The organism is Sphingomonas jaspsi DSM 18422, assembly GCF_000585415.1.
Taxonomy (GTDB): Bacteria; Pseudomonadota; Alphaproteobacteria; order Sphingomonadales; family Sphingomonadaceae; genus Sphingomicrobium; species Sphingomicrobium jaspsi.
Map to the genome: position 1 here is coordinate 1,081,353 of NZ_KK073876.1, position 15,087 is coordinate 1,096,439.

Sequence of the window (15,087 nt, forward strand, 5' to 3'; positions counted from 1 at the left end):
TCGGTCACTTGCTCTCGATGGCTTCGAACGGCGAGCTTGCCGCTTCCAGCTTGGCCTGCGCCACGCCTTCGGCGCGGGCGATATAACCCTTCGACCGCTCGACTTCCTTGCCCAGCGTGTCGACTGTCGCCTTCATGTTGGTGAGCGCGGCGAGCTTGAACGCGTCGATCTGGTCCATCGTGTCGTAGATGTTCTGGAACGCGCGCTGCAGCGTTTCGAGCGGGATGGTGCTCGACGCCGCCTGCTCGTGGATCGCGCCCGACTGCTGCTTCAGCATTTCGCCGGTGGTGTCGATCATGTTCGCGGTGGTGGTGTTGAGCGCGTTGACCTGTTCCAGAACCAGCTTCTGGTTCGACATGGCGGACGCGACGGTCACTGCGGTGCGCAGCGCTGACACGGTGGTGGTCGACGCGCGGTCGACGCCCTTCACCAGTTCGACATTGTTCTTCTTGACCAGGTCGAGCGCGAGATAGCCCTGAACCGTCACCGCCATCTGCGTCAGCAGGTCGGTGGTCCGCTGGCGGGTGTAGAACAGCGCGCTTTCGCGGATCGCCTTGGCCTTGGCCGGCTCGGTCGCGTCGAGTTCGTTTGCCTTGTCCTCGAGCTGCTTGTCGAGCGTCTTGGAGATGTGGATCATCTGCTCGAGCTTGTGCATCGTCTTCCACAGCTGCGCGCGCTCGGTGTCGATCGCAGCATTGTCCATCAGCAGCTCGTCCTTGCCGTTGCCAAGGCGGGTGAGGATCGCGCTGATGTGGCTCTGGCTCGACCGATATTTATCGAAATAGCGGTTCACACGGTTGCCGAAGGGGATGATGCCCAGGAATTTGCGGGTCGTCATTCCGCCCGCGGCTTCCTTGGGGTCGAGCGATTCCACGGTGCGGCGCAGTTCGCTAAGGTCGGCGCCGATCCCGGTGTCGCTGTCGATCGCCTTGACCGGCCGGTCGAGGAAGCGGTTCGACGCGCCCGCCGCTTCGGCGATTTCCTTGCGGCCCATCGCGGTCAGCTGGTCGACCTTCTTGCCGAATTCGGGGCTGTTGCTGTCGAGCGCGGCGAGCTCATTGACGAACTGCTCGACCTTCTGGTCCAGCTCGCTCGTCTCTTCGGTCTTGAGCGGGACGAGGCCGGCGGCTTCGTGCACGGCGATTTCCTGGAGCGCTGCGGGCGGCTCCAGCGTGATCTTGGTGGCGGTCGCAGTCGTCGTCGACGGGTCGCTGGCCATAAAACTTCCTCTCACTCCCACTTTGTTTGCGCGAAGCTGGACGCACCATCGCCCTCGCGCAAGAGTCCATCGCTGTATTATAGGTGTAACACGCGAGGCTTCAAGGGGCGGGCTCGCGGAATCGCGGTTAGCATTTCGTCAACCATGGTTCGGAACGACTTGCTTACCTTGAAGCGACTATTGCTCGTCCGGAACTCTTATCCACTGGCGGGGAAAGTCATGCGCAATCTGTTTAAAGACCTGTGGAATGACCGGCGCGGCAACGTGCTGATCATCATCGGGGCGGCGCTGCCGGTCCTGATCGGCGCCGCGGGCCTCGCGACCGACACGATCCAGTGGACGCTGTGGAAGCGCCAGCTGCAGCGGGCAGCGGATTCGGCCGCCATGGCCGGCGCTTACGACCGGGCGAAGGCGAACGGTGCCACCACGGGCATTGCGACCTCCGTGTCGCACGACCTGACCCTGAACCTCCACACTGCGATGGCGCTTCAGACCGGTTACCCGCAAGTGACGTTCCCGGCCAATTCGGGCAGCATGAAGAACCAGGTCAAAGTGACCCTGGCGGTCCAGCAGCGGCTGCCCTTCAGCTCGATGTTCGTGCCCAATCCGCCGGTGATCATCGCCAACGCGACGGCGGCCAACATCGAACTTGGCGGCGACGCCTGCGTCGAGGCGCTGGAAAACAGCGCCACCAAATCGGGCATCCAGATTAGCGGCAACGCCGGCATCTACATGCCCGACTGCACCTTCCATTCCAACTCGAAGGCGTCGAACGCGGCCTATGCGAAGGGCAGTTCGGCCGTGACGGTCGACGCCGTGTCGGCGGTCGGCGGCATCGCCCAGTCGAACAATTGGACCGTCAATGCCTATCGCCCCTATTCGCCGGCGATGGCCGACCCGTTCGCCAACATCAATCCGGTCGCCAGCAACATGAAGTGCGCGCAGGTTTCGACGACCAAGAACGGCAAGACGACGACCACCTATCCCGCGCTCGACGAGACCACCGATCTCAACAACTCGAAGGACGCCGGCGGGAACAAGGCCAATTGCTTCTCGTCGCTGTCGGTCGGCGCCAACAAGACCCTGACCCTGCCTGCGGGCACATATTACATCAATGGCGGCGACGCCTTCATCCAGGGCAATTTGACCTGCAACGATTGCACCATCGTGCTGACCAATACCAGCACCGCGACCAACGCAACGATCGGCCAGTTCAAGGTCAATGCCTCGTCGAACATCAACATCACCGCGCCGACCAGCGGCACCTATCAGGGAATCGCGATCTTCCAGGATCGGCGCGCGGTCGACAGCACCCAGACGAACAAGATCAACGGCAATTCGGCCTCGGTCATCACTGGCGCGCTCTATTTCCCGAGCCAGGAGCTGCAGTATAACGGCACCGGCAACACCACGGCGACCTGCACCCAGATCGTCGCTCGCCGCGTCGATTTCTCGGGCAACAGCACGGTCAGCAATCGCTTCAAGCGGATGACCGACTGCACCGCCTATGGCCTCAAATCGAGCGGTGGGACCATCACCATCGTGCGCCTGGTGGCCTGATGCTGCGGCGCCTCGCCTCCCTCCGCGACGACAAGAGCGGCGTCGCCATTATCGAACTGGCGCTGGCCGCCCCGGTGCTGGCGCTGATGTCGATCGGCATCGTCGACATGAGCAACGCGATGGGCAAGAAGCTCGCGCTTGAACAGGGCGCCCACCGCGCGATCGAAAAGATCATGCAGACCACCGAGGACAGCACGGTGCAGGGCACGCTGGCGACCGAGGCGGTCTGCCAGGTCAACGGGGTGAACGCCAACGGGACGTGCAAGACCAGCCCGATCACGGCATCGAACGTGACCGTCAAATGGCGCATCGAATGCGTCAACGGCAGCACGGTCCTGTCGCAGGAAAGCACCGACTATGCGACGATCGACGCGGCGACCTGCGCCACCGGATATACCGAGGCACACTACATCCGGGTGACGGTCACCGACACATATACGCCGATGTTCCCGATCCACTTTGCAGGCCTCAACGCCGACGGCACATACCATGTGTCGGCGACGGCCGGGATGCGGACCGAATGACGCTGTTCCGCCGCCTCGCCCGCAACCAGGATGGCGCGACGATCGTCGAAATGGCGTTCGCCCTGCCGATCATGATCATGATGATCTGGATGATCCTGCAATTTGCGCTGGTCTATCGCGCGGTTGCGGGCATCCAGCAGGCGCTGGGCGAAGGTGCGCGCTATGCGACGCTGTGCCTTACACCGACGTCGACGGGATGTGTGGCACCCACCGCGACGGCCATCCGCACCAAGATCAACGATCACGTCTTTGGTATCGGGCCGGGCACCTTTACCGTGCCGGTGCCGACGCTGGTGACCGCTGGCACAAGTCGATATTACGACCTTACGGTCAACTATTCGCAGTCCACCGACATGCTGATCTTCCCCGGACCGACGGTGACGGTCAGTCGCTCCAAGCGCGTCTGGGTGGCGGGGACCTAAGCCGCCGGTGCCTTGGCCCGCGCCGCGAAGAAGGCTGCAATCGCCTGTTTCACCTCGTCCGAAGCAAGGCGTTCGGCGAAGTGGCCGTTCTCGAGCTCCATGCGTTCCAAAATCTCCTCCGTCGCCTCGCGCCGGAGGAGTTTTTGCGTCTGGCGCATCGCTTCGGGCGGCTTGGCGAGCAGCGCACCGACGACCTTGGCGAAGGCTGCGTCGAGCGTGCCCTTCGGCGTTACATGGCTGGCCAGGCCCATCGCCAGCGCCTCGTCCGCACCGAACGGCTGGCCGAGCAGGATCGCCTTGGCCGCCGCGCGGCGACCGGCCAGGCGCGGCAGGATCAGCGAGCTCGCCGCTTCGGGCACCAGCCCCAGATCGACGAAAGGCATGACGAAGCGGCAACCTTCCTCGGCGACCACCAGGTCGCAGTGAAACAGCATCGTGGTGCCGATGCCGACCGCATTGCCGTGCACCGCCGCGACCACCGGCACCTGGTTTTTGGCCATCGCGCGCAGGAAGCGCCAGACCGGGATGTCGGCGCCGCTGTTGGGGTCCGGCATATCGGCCAGGAAATCCATCAGGTCGTTACCGGCGGTAAAATCCTCGCCTTGCCCGCGGATGGTGATGACCCGCACGTCCGCATCGCTCGCAGCGCTTTCGACCGCATCGGCCATGGCGGCATACATGGCGACGGTGATGGCATTGCGCTGCTTGGGACGCGCTAGCGTGATCGCCAGTACGCCATTTGCCTTTTCGACTTGCACATGCTCGGTCATTTTCGTCGCCCTTTTGCCGTCAAAGCGGGTGACCTTCATGCCCCGAAGGGCTAGGACGAATCAAATTTCCCGCAATCCGTAAGGACAGGCCGACCCATGAAATTCTTCGCCGACACCGCCGAGATCGAGGACATCCGCAAGCTGGCCGATACCGGCCTGCTCGACGGGGTCACCACCAATCCCTCGCTGATCAAGAAGTCGGGCCGCGATTTTATCGAAGTGGTCAAGGAAATCGTGAAGGTGGTGCCGGGTCCGGTGTCGGCCGAAGTGGTCGCGCTCGACCATGACGGCATGATGAAGGAAGCCGAAGTGCTGCGGAAGATCGCGGACAACATCACCATCAAGGTGCCGCTGACCCCCGACGGCCTCAAGACCTGCAAGGCGCTGAGCAGCGACGGCACGATGGTCAATGTGACGCTGTGCTTTTCGGCCAACCAGGCGCTGCTCGCGGCCAAGGCGGGCGCGACCTTCATTTCGCCCTTCGTCGGCCGCCTCGACGACATCAGCCAGTCGGGGATCGACCTCATCGCCGACATTCGCATGATCTACGACAACTACGACTTCGGCACCGAAATCCTGGTCGCCAGCGTCCGCAACCCGGTCCACATCCTCGAAAGCGCCAAGATCGGCGCCGATGTCATGACCGCGCCGCCGTCGGTGATCTGGCAGCTGTTCAAGCATCCGCTGACCGACAATGGGATCGCCGCCTTCCTCAAGGACTGGGAAGCGACCGGCCAGCAGATTTAAGGCAACTCGCGCACCGTAAATTAACCCTGTCGCGGTACGAATCGCGGCATGGCGCAGGTGATTCCATTTGAAGAACGGGCGGTCGCGACGCTTCGCGACCGGCTCGGCGCTGCGGAAAGCGCGAAGCAGGACCTCATCGCCTATGCGCGCGGGCATAGCGGCGCGACCGCGGCCATTCACGGCGCCGTGCTGGCACTGATGGACGCCGGCAGCCTGGAAGCGATGTTCGAAACCGTGACCGTGCGCTGGCCCATGATGCTCGGCATCGACGAAGTCACGCTGGCGCTGGTCGCCGATGGCAAGGGCTTCCGCGTGGGCAGGAACGGCACCTGGACCGTCGAACCGCGCATCGTCGATCGCGCGATCGAACGGGTCGAGCCGGCCACCATGCGCAGCGTCGGCTGCGGCCATCCGCTATTCGGCAGCGCGGCCAAGGGAATTCGCTCCGAAGTGCTGGTGATCCTCGACGCCGATGCGCCGCTGCCTTACGGCCTGCTGCTGCTCGGCCAGTCGAAGGAAGCGGTGATCGACGGCAAGCATGGCACCGAACTGATGGGATTCCTCGGCGCGGCGCTTGGCGCTATGCTGCGCCGGTGGCTAGTGAACCCCTAAGCGAAAACGGACATCCCGCCCGCGACCTGGCCGCGCGCTGGGGCGGCTACCTCGCCCATGATCGCCGCCGCTCGCCGCATACCGTGCGCGCCTATGTCGCCACCGCTCATCGCTTCATCGATTTCCTCGGCCGCTACCGCGGTGAGGAGATCGGCCGCTTCGGCCTGCTCAGCATGCATGCCGCAGACCTTCGCGCTTTCCTTGCCGACCGGCGTGGTGAGGGGCTGGGCGCTTCGTCCGCGGCGCGCGAAATGTCGGCGGTGCGCGCCTTCCTGACCTATGCGGCGGAACAGGCCGACAGCCCGGCCCAGCTTCCCCGCACCCGCGCCCCCAAGCGCCCGCGCACCCTGCCGCGCCCCGCCAGCCCGGACGATGCGATGGCGCTGGCGAAAGAGGCCGGAGACGGCGCGGCCAACGACTGGCTCGGCGCGCGCGACATGGCGATCCTGCTTCTGCTCTATGGCGCGGGCCTCCGCGTCGCGGAAGCGATGAGCCTCACCGCCAAATGCTTGCCGTTGGGCCAGGCAATCCGTGTCACCGGCAAGCGCGCCAAAACCCGCATCGTGCCGATCGTCCCCGCCGTGAAGCAGGCGATCGAAGACTATGTAGCACTGTGTCCCTATCCGATTTCCGGCGACAGCCCGCTGTTCGTCGGTGCCAAGGGCGGCCCGCTCAATCCCGACCTCGTCCGCCGTGCGGTTAGTGGTGCGCGCCATCGGCTCGGCCTGCCCGACAGCCTGACGCCGCACGCGCTGCGCCACAGCTTCGCCACGCACCTTTTGGCGCGCGGGGCGGACCTCAGGTCGCTGCAGGAATTGCTCGGCCACGCCAGCTTGTCGTCGACCCAGATCTACACCGACGTCGATGCCGCGCGTCTGCTCGACGTCTACCGTCACGCCCACCCGCGCGCCTGATCAATAGGAGCTGCTGTCGAGGTCCTTGTGGGTCCACACCCGGTAAATATAGCCGGCGACCAGGATGACCATGATGGCGGTCGAGGCGGGGCCGAGGATCTTGTCGACCTCCCCATAACGTTCGCCCAATTCATAACCCGCGCCGGCCAGCAAGGCGGTCCACCCGGCCGTTCCCAGCGTCGATGCCCACAGGAAGCGGCGGAAGCTCATCTTCAGCAGGCCGGCCGGGACCGACACGAGGCTGCGCACCGTCGGCAGCAGGCGGCCAAGGAACACGAAAAAAGTGCCGTGCCGGTCGAACCATTTCTGCGAGCGCTGCACCTCGGCCCAGGTCATCGTGATCCAGCGGCCATAGCGGTGGATGAAGGGTTCCAGCCGCTGGATACCGAGCGCGCGGGCGGCAAGATACCAGAAGATGTTGCCGAGCATTGCGCCGGCGGTGCCGCTGGCGACGACCCACGCATAACTGAGCTTGCCCTGTCCGGCAGCAACGCCGGCAATCGACATGATGACCTCGCTCGGGATCGGCGGGAACACCGTTTCCAGGAACATGAGGAAGCCGACACCGAGGTAGCCCGACTGTTCGATCAGCCTGATAATCCAGTCGGTCACGCATTCGCCTTTCGTGCCGCGACCTTCGCTTCGATCGCGTCCCAGATCAGGGCGGGCGTGTCGCTGCCGTTGAACTGGTCGATGGCGACGATGCCGGTGGGCGAGGTGACGTTGATTTCGGTCAGCCACTTGCCGCCGATGACGTCGATACCGACGAACAGCAGGCCGCGCTTCTTCAGCTCCGGCCCGAGCGCGTCGCAAATGGCGCGCTCGTCATCGGTGAGGTCGGCCTGGTGCGCCGTGCCGCCCGCGGCGAGGTTGGAGCGGAACTCCCCCTTGCCCGGCATGCGGTTGATCGCGCCCGCGACCTCGCCGTCGACCAGCACGATGCGCTTGTCGCCGTTCGCCACTTCCGGGAGGAAGGCCTGGGCGATGAACGGTTCTTTCCAGATCGATCCGAACAGTTCGACCAGCGCGCTCATATTCTGCCCGTCGGGGCCGACGCGGAACACGCCTTCGCCCGCCTTGCCGTGCAGCGGCTTGACGACGATGTCGCGATGCTTGGCGTGGAAGGCACGGATGTCGGCCAGGCTGCGCCCGATCATCGTCGGCGGCATGAAGCGCGCGAAGTCGAGCACGAACAGTTTTTCCGGCGCGTCCCGGACGCTGCGCGGATCGTTGACCACCAGCGTCTCCGCTGCGACCCGTTCGAGCAGGTAGGTGGCGGTGATGTAGCCGATGTCGAATGGCGGATCCTGCCGCATTAGCACGGCATCGACCTCACGACCTAGGTCGAGCTTCATCGCCTCGCCCGCATCGAAATGATTGCCCTCGACGCGGCGCACCGTGACGGGCTTGGCCAGCGCATAAACCCGGCCGTTCTCATAGCTGAGGTCGCGCGCGAGATAATGATAGAGCTTATGCCCGCGCTCCTCAGCCTTCAGCATCAGGGCGAAGGTCGAATCGCCCTTGATGGCGATGGTTTCCAGCGGGTCCATCTGGACGGCGACGGTCAGGCTCATGCGCCGCGCCTAGGCCAAGACGCGGCGCTTGTCACCCGTGCCAGACGTTGGCGAGGTGGCGGGGCAGGCGGCGCGGCACGATGAAGATCGCATCGATGCGGATGTCATCGCCGGCGCCGGCGTAACGCGGTGCGAGCCGCTCGGCCGCCACTGCCACCCGTCGCAGGCGATGCTGGTCGAGGCTCCACGCCGCCGCATCCTCGCTGGCCCGCTGCTTTACCTCGACAAAGGCGACGGTCCGGCCCCGCCGCGCCACCAGATCGACCTCGCCGCCCGGCACGCGTGCGCGCCGATCGAGGATGCGCCAGCCGTGCAGGCGCAGCCACCCGGCGGCGAGACTTTCCGCCTTGCGACCGCGCGCTTCGGCCTGCTGCCGGGTCAGTCGCGGCCCCCAAGTTCGAGCGCGCGGGCATAGGCGCGCTTTTTCGGGATGCCGAGCGCAGCGGCGACATCGGCGGCAGCGCGGCTGGGCGACAGGCTTTCCAGCGCCTTGGTGAGCGCCACATCGAGTTCGGCGTCACTCGCCGCCTCGCGCTCCGGCGGCGGGCCGATGACGATGACGATTTCGCCCTTGGGCGGCGCGTCGCGATACCGCTCGGCAAGCTCGGCCAGCGTGCCCGTCACCGTTTCCTCGTGGAGCTTGCTGATCTCGCGGATTACTGCTGCGTCGCGGGTTCCGAGCCCCGTCGCCAACGCGTCGAGGCTTTCGCCAAGGCGCGGCCCGCTTTCGTACAGCACGAGACTGGCGCGGATGGCAGCGACCTCGGCGATGGCGTCGGCGCGGGCCTTGGCCTTGGCGGGGAGGAATCCCAGGAACAGGAAACGATCGGTCGGCAGCCCCGCTAGCGTAAGCGCCGCAATCGCCGCGCAGGGCCCCGGCAGCGTGTGCACCGCCAGCCCGGCTTCGCGTGCGGCACGCACCAACTTGTAGCCAGGGTCGCTGATCAGCGGCGTTCCCGCATCACTGATCAGCGCGATCGCCTTCACCGACATTTCGGCGAGCAGCTTTTGGCGCAGCCCCTCGTCGCTATGGTCGTGGTAGGCGGTCATCGGTGCCGTCGCCCCGACATGGGCGAGCAGCTTCGCGCTTACCCTTTTGTCTTCGGCAAGCACGCGATCGACCCGGCATAGCACGTCCGCCGCGCGTGACGTCATGTCGCCAAGGTTGCCGATTGGGGTGGCGACGATATAGAGGCCAGGGGGAAGGGGCTGGTGCATAGGAGAGTAGAGGACATGGCATTTTCCCTTGATGGTCGGCAAGCGCGTCGCGCATTTCTGCTGGTTCTGGCAGGCGGCGCGCTGACCCTTGCGGGCTGTCAGACCCGCCCGGGCGGACCGGTCGGACCGGAGACCGGACCGACGCCGCCACCGGTGAAGCCCAGCGAAACCCAGCGCAACATGGTCGCGGTGATCGTGCCGTTGACCGGCGGCGACGCGGCGGTCGGCCAGTCGATCGCCAACGCCGCCAACCTTGCGCTGCTCGATACCGGCGAGAAGTCGATCCGCATCACCGTCTATGACAGTGCCGGTCCGGGCGGAGCGGCCGCAGCCGCGAGCCGTGCCATCGGCGAGGGCAACAAGCTGATCCTCGGCCCGCTGCTGGCCGACGACGTTCGCGCTGCCGCGCCGGTCGCGCGGGCCGCCGGTGTACCGGTCATCGCTTTCTCGAACGATGAAGGCGTGGCGGGCAACGGCGTCTACATCATGGGGTTCACGCCCGACCAGTCGATCGGCCGGGTGGTCACCTACGCACGGGGTCGCGGTGCCAGCCGTTTCGCCGCTTTGGTCCCGACCGGCCTCTATGGCCAGCGCGCGGCGCAATCGATGATCGGCGCGGTGCGCAAGGCGGGCGGCACGATGGGCGCGGTGGAGACCTTCAATCGCACGCCTGCCGCCGTCACCGCTGCCGCCCGGCGGCTCAGCGCCAAGGGCAATTTCGACGCGGTTCTGGTCGGCGACAGCGGTCGTATCGCAGCGGTCGCGGCACCCGGGATCAAGACCGGCACCCGCGTCCTCGGTACCGAGCTGTGGGCGAGCGACAATGCGCTGGGCAAGACCGCGGCGCTGCGCGGCGCCTGGTATGCGGCACCGACCGACGTCCAGTTCGACAAGCTGACCGCCCGCTACCGCGCGCGGTACGGGCGCGCGCCGTTCCGCCTGGCTAGCCTCGGCTATGACGCGGTGCTGCTTGCGGTGCGCAGCGCGCGCAGCTGGCCGACCGGCAAGGCCTTCCCGGCGAAGAGCCTCGTCGATCCGGACGGCTTCGCGGGCGTCGACGGCAGCTTCCGCTTTGGTCGCGACGGCATTGCCGATCGCCTGCTCGAAGTCAGGCAGGTGACCGCGACGGGCGAAACCACGGTCTCGCCCGCGGCCAACCGCTTCTAAAGCGCGACCTCGGCAAGGATAGAATCGAGCAGGAGGCGACCGGCGACGGTCGTCCCGATGCGGTCGCCGTTGCGCCATAGCAGGCCATGCGAGGCGAGGCGGGTTACCGCCGCATCGGCGACCAGATCGTCGACGCCAAGTCGGTCGGCGATGGCGGCGACGTCGATTCCTTCGGCAAGGCGCAGGCCCATCACCAGCGCCTCGTGCGCCGCTTCCTCGCGGGTCAGCGCCTCTTCCTCCACCAGGCCGTGGCCGTTGCGCGCCACGGCGCCGAGGAAATTTTCCGGCTTTCGGTGCCGCACGGTGCGCATCCCCAGCCGACGCCCATGCGCACCAGGGCCGACCCCGGCATAATCGCCGTAGCGCCAGTAGGTAAGGTTGTGGCGGCTCTCCGCGCCTGGGCGGGCGTGGTTGCTGATCTCATAAGCCGGCATGCCGGCCGCAGCGGCGCGCGCTTGGGTATGCTCGAAAAGTTCGGCCGCGCGTTCGGCGTCGAGCGGGTCGAAATCATGCTTTGCCACCATCGTCGCGAAACGCGTGCCGGGCTCGATCGTCAGTTCGTAGAGCGAGAGATGTTCGGTCCCGAGGCCGAGCGCGCGGTCGAGGTCGCGGCTCCAACCCTCCAGCGTGTCGCCGGGCAGCGCATAGATGAGGTCGAAGCTCACCCGGTCGACCGCCGATTGCGCTGCCGCCAACGCCCTCTGCCCCTCGTCGGCGCTGTGGGCGCGGCCGAGGAAGCGGAGCGATGCGTCGGAAAAACTTTGCAGACCAAGGCTGATCCGGTTGACCCCGGCTTGGGCGAGGTCGGCGAAGCGCGCGGCCTCGGCGCTGTTCGGGTTTGCTTCCAGCGTGATCTCGACATCGTCGGTCGGCGCCCAGTGTCGGGTCGCCGCCGCGATCACCGCTTCGACCGTCGCCGGGTCCATCAGCGAGGGCGTGCCGCCGCCGAAGAAGATACTGCTCAGCCGCCGTCCGGGCAGCAACGCCGCTTCATGCGCCAAATCCTTGAGCAATGCCCCGCGCCACTCGGCCTGGTCGACGCTGTCGCGGACATGGCTGTTGAAGTCGCAATAAGGGCATTTGCTGACGCAGAACGGCCAGTGGACGTAGAGCGCGAGCGGGTCGCCCGTTCTTGCGGCGTTCAGCATGTCGAGGCTAGCGGTGGCGGCCATGATCCGCGCGCTCCTTACGGCGATGGCCGTCACGATACCAGTCGCCGCGCTGGCGACCCCCATTTCCGGCGTCTTGCCATGGAACGATACCCGCCCGGCCCCGCGCGGCAAGGCGCTGCTCATCGACGCGATGATGCAGGGGCACAACCTCGCCCGATCGCGCTACGGCGTCGCGCCGCTGGTATGGGACGAAGCGCTGGCCAAGGATGCGCAGCGTTATGCCTCGATCCTCGCCCGGTTTGGCCGGTTCGAACATGACCCGCAGGTCGGCCGCTATCCCAAGCAGGGCGAAAACCTGTTCATGGGCACCCGCACCGCCTACCGCTACCAGGAGATGGTGAAGGGCTGGGTCGACGAGCGGCGCCAGTTCCGCGGCGGTCGCTTTCCCTACGTCAGCAAGACTGGCGACTGGTCGGCGGTAGGCCATTACACGCAAATCATATGGCCGACGACCAAGCGAGTCGGCTGCGCCTCCGCATCCAACCAGTCCGACGATTACCTGGTCTGCCGCTACTGGCCCGCCGGGAACGTCGTCGGAACGGTGCTGCGTTAAGCATAACTGCGAGGGCAGGCTTAACCAATTGCGGCGCATTTTCGCCGCATGTTTCGCGCGCTCGTCCTTGCCAGCCTGATCGCTGCCCCAGCGGCCGCGGCCAATCTGCCCAGCCCGAACTGGCCGGCACCGGCCGATCGCGGTGAGGCGCTGCTGCGCAAGGTCGTTCTGAAGGCGCATAACGATGCCCGCCGCGACTTCGCCATGCCGCCAGTGTCGTGGAGCGCAGAGCTGGAGGCGGGCGCGCTGGCCCACGCTCAATATATGGCCGCGACCGGGATTTACGGTCACGACCAGACGCCTGGCCGCCGCAAGAAATCGGGTGAGAATCTATGGCGCGGACCGAAGGGCGTCTTTTCCTACGACGTGATGATCGGAACGATGGTCGCCGAAGCCAAGGTCTTCCGTCCAGGTGCCTTTCCCGACAATTCGGTCAACGGCGACTGGCATTCGGTCGCGCATTATACCCAGATCGTGTGGCCGACGACGACCGAAGTCGGCTGCGCGGTGGCCAGCAGCGCGACCACCGATTATTTCGTCTGCCGCTATGCACCGACCGGTAACAAGGATGGGTTGATGCTGGCGCGCGGCCTGATGCCCGCGCGAAAACCCGCCGCGCCCGCCGACCCGCTCGCCCCACTTGGCGGCGTGCAGTTAGCCCAGGGCGGCCGTTAGCTTCTTGAACGCCTCGGCCCGGTGGCTGATGGCGTGCTTTTCCGCTGGATCGATCTCAGCGAAGGTCTCGGTCATGCCGTTGGCGATGAACATCGGGTCATAGCCGAAGCCCTTGTCGCCACGCGGCGGCCAGGTCAGCGTGCCATGCACCTTGCCTTCGAAGCTTTCGATGCTGCCGTCGGGCCAGGCGAGCGAGAGGACGCAGACGAAGTGGGCGTCATGGCCCGCGTCCGGACCCGCCGCCTCGACCTCGCGCCACACCCGCTCCATCGCGCGGCCGAAGTCGCGGTTGCCGGCCTGGTCCTCGGCCCAGCGGGCGGAGAAGATGCCGGGGTTGCCGTGGAGCGCATCGACGCTGAGTCCGCTATCGTCGGCAAGGGCGGGGAGGCCGGCAAGGTCTGCCGCCTGCCGCGCCTTAAGCTCGGCATTGTCGACGAAGCTGTTTCCCGTTTCCTCCGGCTCGGGCAGGTCGAGTTCGGCGGCGCCAAGGCATTCGATCCCATATGGCGCGAGCAGGTCGCGGATTTCGCGCAGCTTGCCCGCATTATGGGTCGCGATGACCAGTTTGGGGCCGACCGCCTTCACGCTGTTTGTCCCTCTGGCCGCGTCGCTTTCAACTGCGCCGCGAAAATGTCGGTGCAGCCGATGCGGGCGAGGCGGAGCAGGCGCAGCAGCGCTTCCTCGTCGAACGTCGCCCCCTCGGCGGTCAGCTGTGCCTCGACGATGTTGCCGTCGCCGGTCAGCACGAAATTGCCGTCCGAATGGGCCGATGAATCCTCGATATAGTCGAGGTCGAGCACGGGCGTGCCGTTATGAATGCCGCAGCTCACCGCTGCGACCTGCGTGGTGATCGGATCGTCTTTCAGCGCGCCCGAGGCCAGCAGCTTGTCGATGGCGATGCGCAGCGCGACCCAGGCGCCGCTGATCGAGGCGGTGCGGGTGCCTCCGTCGGCCTGGATGACGTCGCAGTCGACCACGATCTGCCGCTCGCCGAGCTTCTGCAAGTCGACCACGGCGCGGAGCGAACGACCGATCAGACGCTGGATTTCCTGCGTCCGGCCCGACTGCTTGCCCTTGGCCGCCTCGCGGTTGCCGCGGGTGTGGGTGGCGCGGGGCAGCATGCCATATTCCGCGGTAACCCAGCCCGACCCCTTGCCGCGCAGGAACGGCGGCACCTTGTCCTCGACCGAGGCGGTGACCAGCACACGGGTCTCGCCGAAGCTGACGAGGCAGCTTCCTTCGGCATGCTTGGTGAAACCGGGTTCGAACGACAGTTCGCGCATCTGGTCGGGGGCGCGGCCGCTGGGACGCATAGGTCACTCTCCTCATAATGGTGTGGCGCGTGCCCTAGACCTTGGCCGCCGAGAATCCTAGCCTTGGGCCATGGTCAATCGCGTCAATCTGCCCCTCTTGGTTGCCGTGCTGATTTCGCTCTTTATGGCGGGATGCAAACAGCCGACCGAAACCCCGGAAGCGACTGTTGGTGACAATGCCATTGAGCTTTCGATTTCAGTTAGCGGTTTTATGGAAGGCGCCCGATCGGTAGATATCAAGCCCGGTCAATATGCTGTCTTGTTTGACGAACGATGCCCCGACCGACCGAAGCCACCCAATGGTCAAACGGACGGACAATTTTGCCTGGTCAGCATTACCGAAGAGCAGTCGCGACAGCTGGAAGCGGCAATGGCACCTTTCCTAAAGTCTGCGGTGCCGCTCTCAAGTTATTCGGTGGCGCAGTACGCCAACCGCCCCGATGGCAAGCCCTGCAAGTCTCGGGCCACAGACGGCACAATGATCGGGTTTATCTGGATGCGGGCCGATCGATCGCAAATTGCGACCTTTGACTCTAATTGCGATCCTGACGAATTCCGCGACTTCTATCGGCAGGCGCTAGCCGTGATCGATCTGGTCCCATCGGCCAGCGTATCGCGCGCCCATTGAGGGAAGCGGGGTTAGGTCC

19 protein-coding genes are annotated in these 15,087 nt (G+C 65.7%); 10 read left to right on the plus strand and 9 right to left on the minus strand.

The genetic code is table 11. The annotated features are described in order from the left end of the window. Positions 1-4 precede the first annotated feature (4 nt). Entirely contained in the window at positions 5-1,219 is a 1,215-nt protein-coding gene (locus tag G570_RS05495) for a toxic anion resistance protein (protein ID WP_037499950.1), read from the minus strand. 219 nt (positions 1,220-1,438) lie between these two features. On the opposite strand from G570_RS05495, the gene G570_RS05500 reads away from it, so the two are divergent. The 3 genes from G570_RS05500 to G570_RS05510 are packed head-to-tail and all read left to right on the plus strand — an operon-like array spanning position 1,439 to position 3,725. Beyond that, on the plus strand, positions 1,439-2,779 hold the full coding sequence (locus G570_RS05500; protein ID WP_037499952.1) for a pilus assembly protein TadG-related protein: 1,341 nt from the start codon (positions 1,439-1,441) through the stop codon (positions 2,777-2,779). Continuing rightward, positions 2,779-3,303: a TadE/TadG family type IV pilus assembly protein gene (locus G570_RS13600; RefSeq protein ID WP_037499955.1), complete on the plus strand. Its 525-nt coding sequence runs from the start codon at positions 2,779-2,781 to the stop codon at positions 3,301-3,303. The genes G570_RS05500 and G570_RS13600 overlap by 1 nt, the downstream gene beginning before the upstream one ends. Next, positions 3,300-3,725 (plus strand): TadE/TadG family type IV pilus assembly protein, encoded by a 426-nt coding sequence (locus G570_RS05510; protein ID WP_037499958.1) that lies wholly within the window; start codon positions 3,300-3,302, stop codon positions 3,723-3,725. Before G570_RS13600 ends, G570_RS05510 begins: the two co-directional genes overlap by 4 nt. Here the strand turns inward: G570_RS05510 and G570_RS05515 are convergent. Further along, positions 3,722-4,495 carry an enoyl-CoA hydratase-related protein gene (locus tag G570_RS05515; protein ID WP_037503881.1) on the minus strand — a complete coding sequence of 258 codons (774 nt, stop codon included), beginning with the start codon at positions 4,493-4,495 and terminating at the stop codon, positions 3,722-3,724. The genes G570_RS05510 and G570_RS05515 overlap by 4 nt on opposite strands. A gap of 96 nt (positions 4,496-4,591) precedes the next feature. On the opposite strand from G570_RS05515, the gene fsa reads away from it, so the two are divergent. Genes fsa through G570_RS05530 form a run of 3 tightly spaced genes read left to right on the plus strand, consistent with a single transcriptional unit; the run spans position 4,592 to position 6,768 of the window. Further along, the gene (gene fsa, locus G570_RS05520; protein ID WP_037499961.1) at positions 4,592-5,242 is read left to right on the plus strand and encodes a fructose-6-phosphate aldolase; all 651 of its coding nucleotides are present in this window, start codon (positions 4,592-4,594) and stop codon (positions 5,240-5,242) included. A gap of 48 nt (positions 5,243-5,290) precedes the next feature. Beyond that, positions 5,291-5,854: a DUF484 family protein gene (locus tag G570_RS05525; RefSeq protein WP_037499965.1), complete on the plus strand. Its 564-nt coding sequence runs from the start codon at positions 5,291-5,293 to the stop codon at positions 5,852-5,854. Further along, positions 5,836-6,768: a tyrosine recombinase XerC gene (locus G570_RS05530; RefSeq protein ID WP_037499968.1), complete on the plus strand. Its 933-nt coding sequence runs from the start codon at positions 5,836-5,838 to the stop codon at positions 6,766-6,768. Before G570_RS05525 ends, G570_RS05530 begins: the two co-directional genes overlap by 19 nt. Here G570_RS05530 and G570_RS05535 read toward each other — a convergent pair whose 3' ends face one another. From G570_RS05535 to rsmI, 4 genes are read right to left on the minus strand one after another with little or no spacing between them, the layout of a single operon-like run. Next, positions 6,769-7,380, minus strand: coding sequence for a DedA family protein (locus G570_RS05535; RefSeq protein WP_037499971.1), 612 nt, complete (start codon positions 7,378-7,380; stop codon positions 6,769-6,771). Continuing rightward, the gene (gene gshB, locus G570_RS05540) at positions 7,377-8,342 is read right to left on the minus strand and encodes a glutathione synthase (protein ID WP_037499973.1); all 966 of its coding nucleotides are present in this window, start codon (positions 8,340-8,342) and stop codon (positions 7,377-7,379) included. The genes G570_RS05535 and gshB overlap by 4 nt, the downstream gene beginning before the upstream one ends. 31 nt (positions 8,343-8,373) lie before the next feature. After that, a complete protein-coding gene (locus G570_RS05545) occupies positions 8,374-8,724 on the minus strand; it encodes a YraN family protein (RefSeq protein WP_037499975.1) in 351 nt (116 codons plus the stop codon). Next, complete coding sequence (rsmI, locus tag G570_RS05550; protein ID WP_037499977.1) at positions 8,721-9,560, minus strand: 16S rRNA (cytidine(1402)-2'-O)-methyltransferase; 840 nt, start codon at positions 9,558-9,560, stop codon at positions 8,721-8,723. The genes G570_RS05545 and rsmI overlap by 4 nt, the downstream gene beginning before the upstream one ends. A 15-nt stretch (positions 9,561-9,575) precedes the next feature. Here rsmI and G570_RS05555 point away from each other — a divergent pair, with 15 nt between their 5' ends. Beyond that, complete coding sequence (locus G570_RS05555) at positions 9,576-10,727, plus strand: penicillin-binding protein activator (protein WP_037499980.1); 1,152 nt, start codon at positions 9,576-9,578, stop codon at positions 10,725-10,727. Here G570_RS05555 and hemW read toward each other — a convergent pair. Then, entirely contained in the window at positions 10,724-11,899 is a 1,176-nt protein-coding gene (gene hemW, locus G570_RS05560; RefSeq protein ID WP_245600259.1) for a radical SAM family heme chaperone HemW, read from the minus strand. The two genes, G570_RS05555 and hemW, sit on opposite strands and share 4 nt — an antisense overlap. Between hemW and G570_RS05565 the strand changes: the two genes are divergently transcribed. Both G570_RS05565 and G570_RS05570 read left to right on the plus strand, forming a co-directional pair. Further along, positions 11,898-12,452 carry a CAP family protein gene (locus tag G570_RS05565; RefSeq protein ID WP_245600260.1) on the plus strand — a complete coding sequence of 185 codons (555 nt, stop codon included), beginning with the start codon at positions 11,898-11,900 and terminating at the stop codon, positions 12,450-12,452. The genes hemW and G570_RS05565 overlap by 2 nt on opposite strands. Before the next feature lie 48 nt (positions 12,453-12,500). Next, positions 12,501-13,127, plus strand: a complete 627-nt coding sequence (locus G570_RS05570; RefSeq protein WP_051504063.1) for a CAP domain-containing protein — start codon at positions 12,501-12,503, stop codon at positions 13,125-13,127. On the opposite strand, the gene rdgB is transcribed toward G570_RS05570, so the two are convergent. Both rdgB and rph read right to left on the minus strand, forming a co-directional pair. Then, complete coding sequence (rdgB, locus tag G570_RS05575; protein WP_037499985.1) at positions 13,107-13,712, minus strand: RdgB/HAM1 family non-canonical purine NTP pyrophosphatase; 606 nt, start codon at positions 13,710-13,712, stop codon at positions 13,107-13,109. The two genes, G570_RS05570 and rdgB, sit on opposite strands and share 21 nt — an antisense overlap. Next, a complete protein-coding gene (gene rph / locus G570_RS05580) occupies positions 13,709-14,440 on the minus strand; it encodes a ribonuclease PH (RefSeq protein ID WP_037499988.1) in 732 nt (243 codons plus the stop codon). Before rph ends, rdgB begins: the two co-directional genes overlap by 4 nt. A 70-nt stretch (positions 14,441-14,510) precedes the next feature. On the opposite strand from rph, the gene G570_RS05585 reads away from it, so the two are divergent. Continuing rightward, complete coding sequence (locus tag G570_RS05585; protein ID WP_037499991.1) at positions 14,511-15,068, plus strand: hypothetical protein; 558 nt, start codon at positions 14,511-14,513, stop codon at positions 15,066-15,068. The last annotated feature ends 19 nt before the right edge of the window (positions 15,069-15,087 follow it).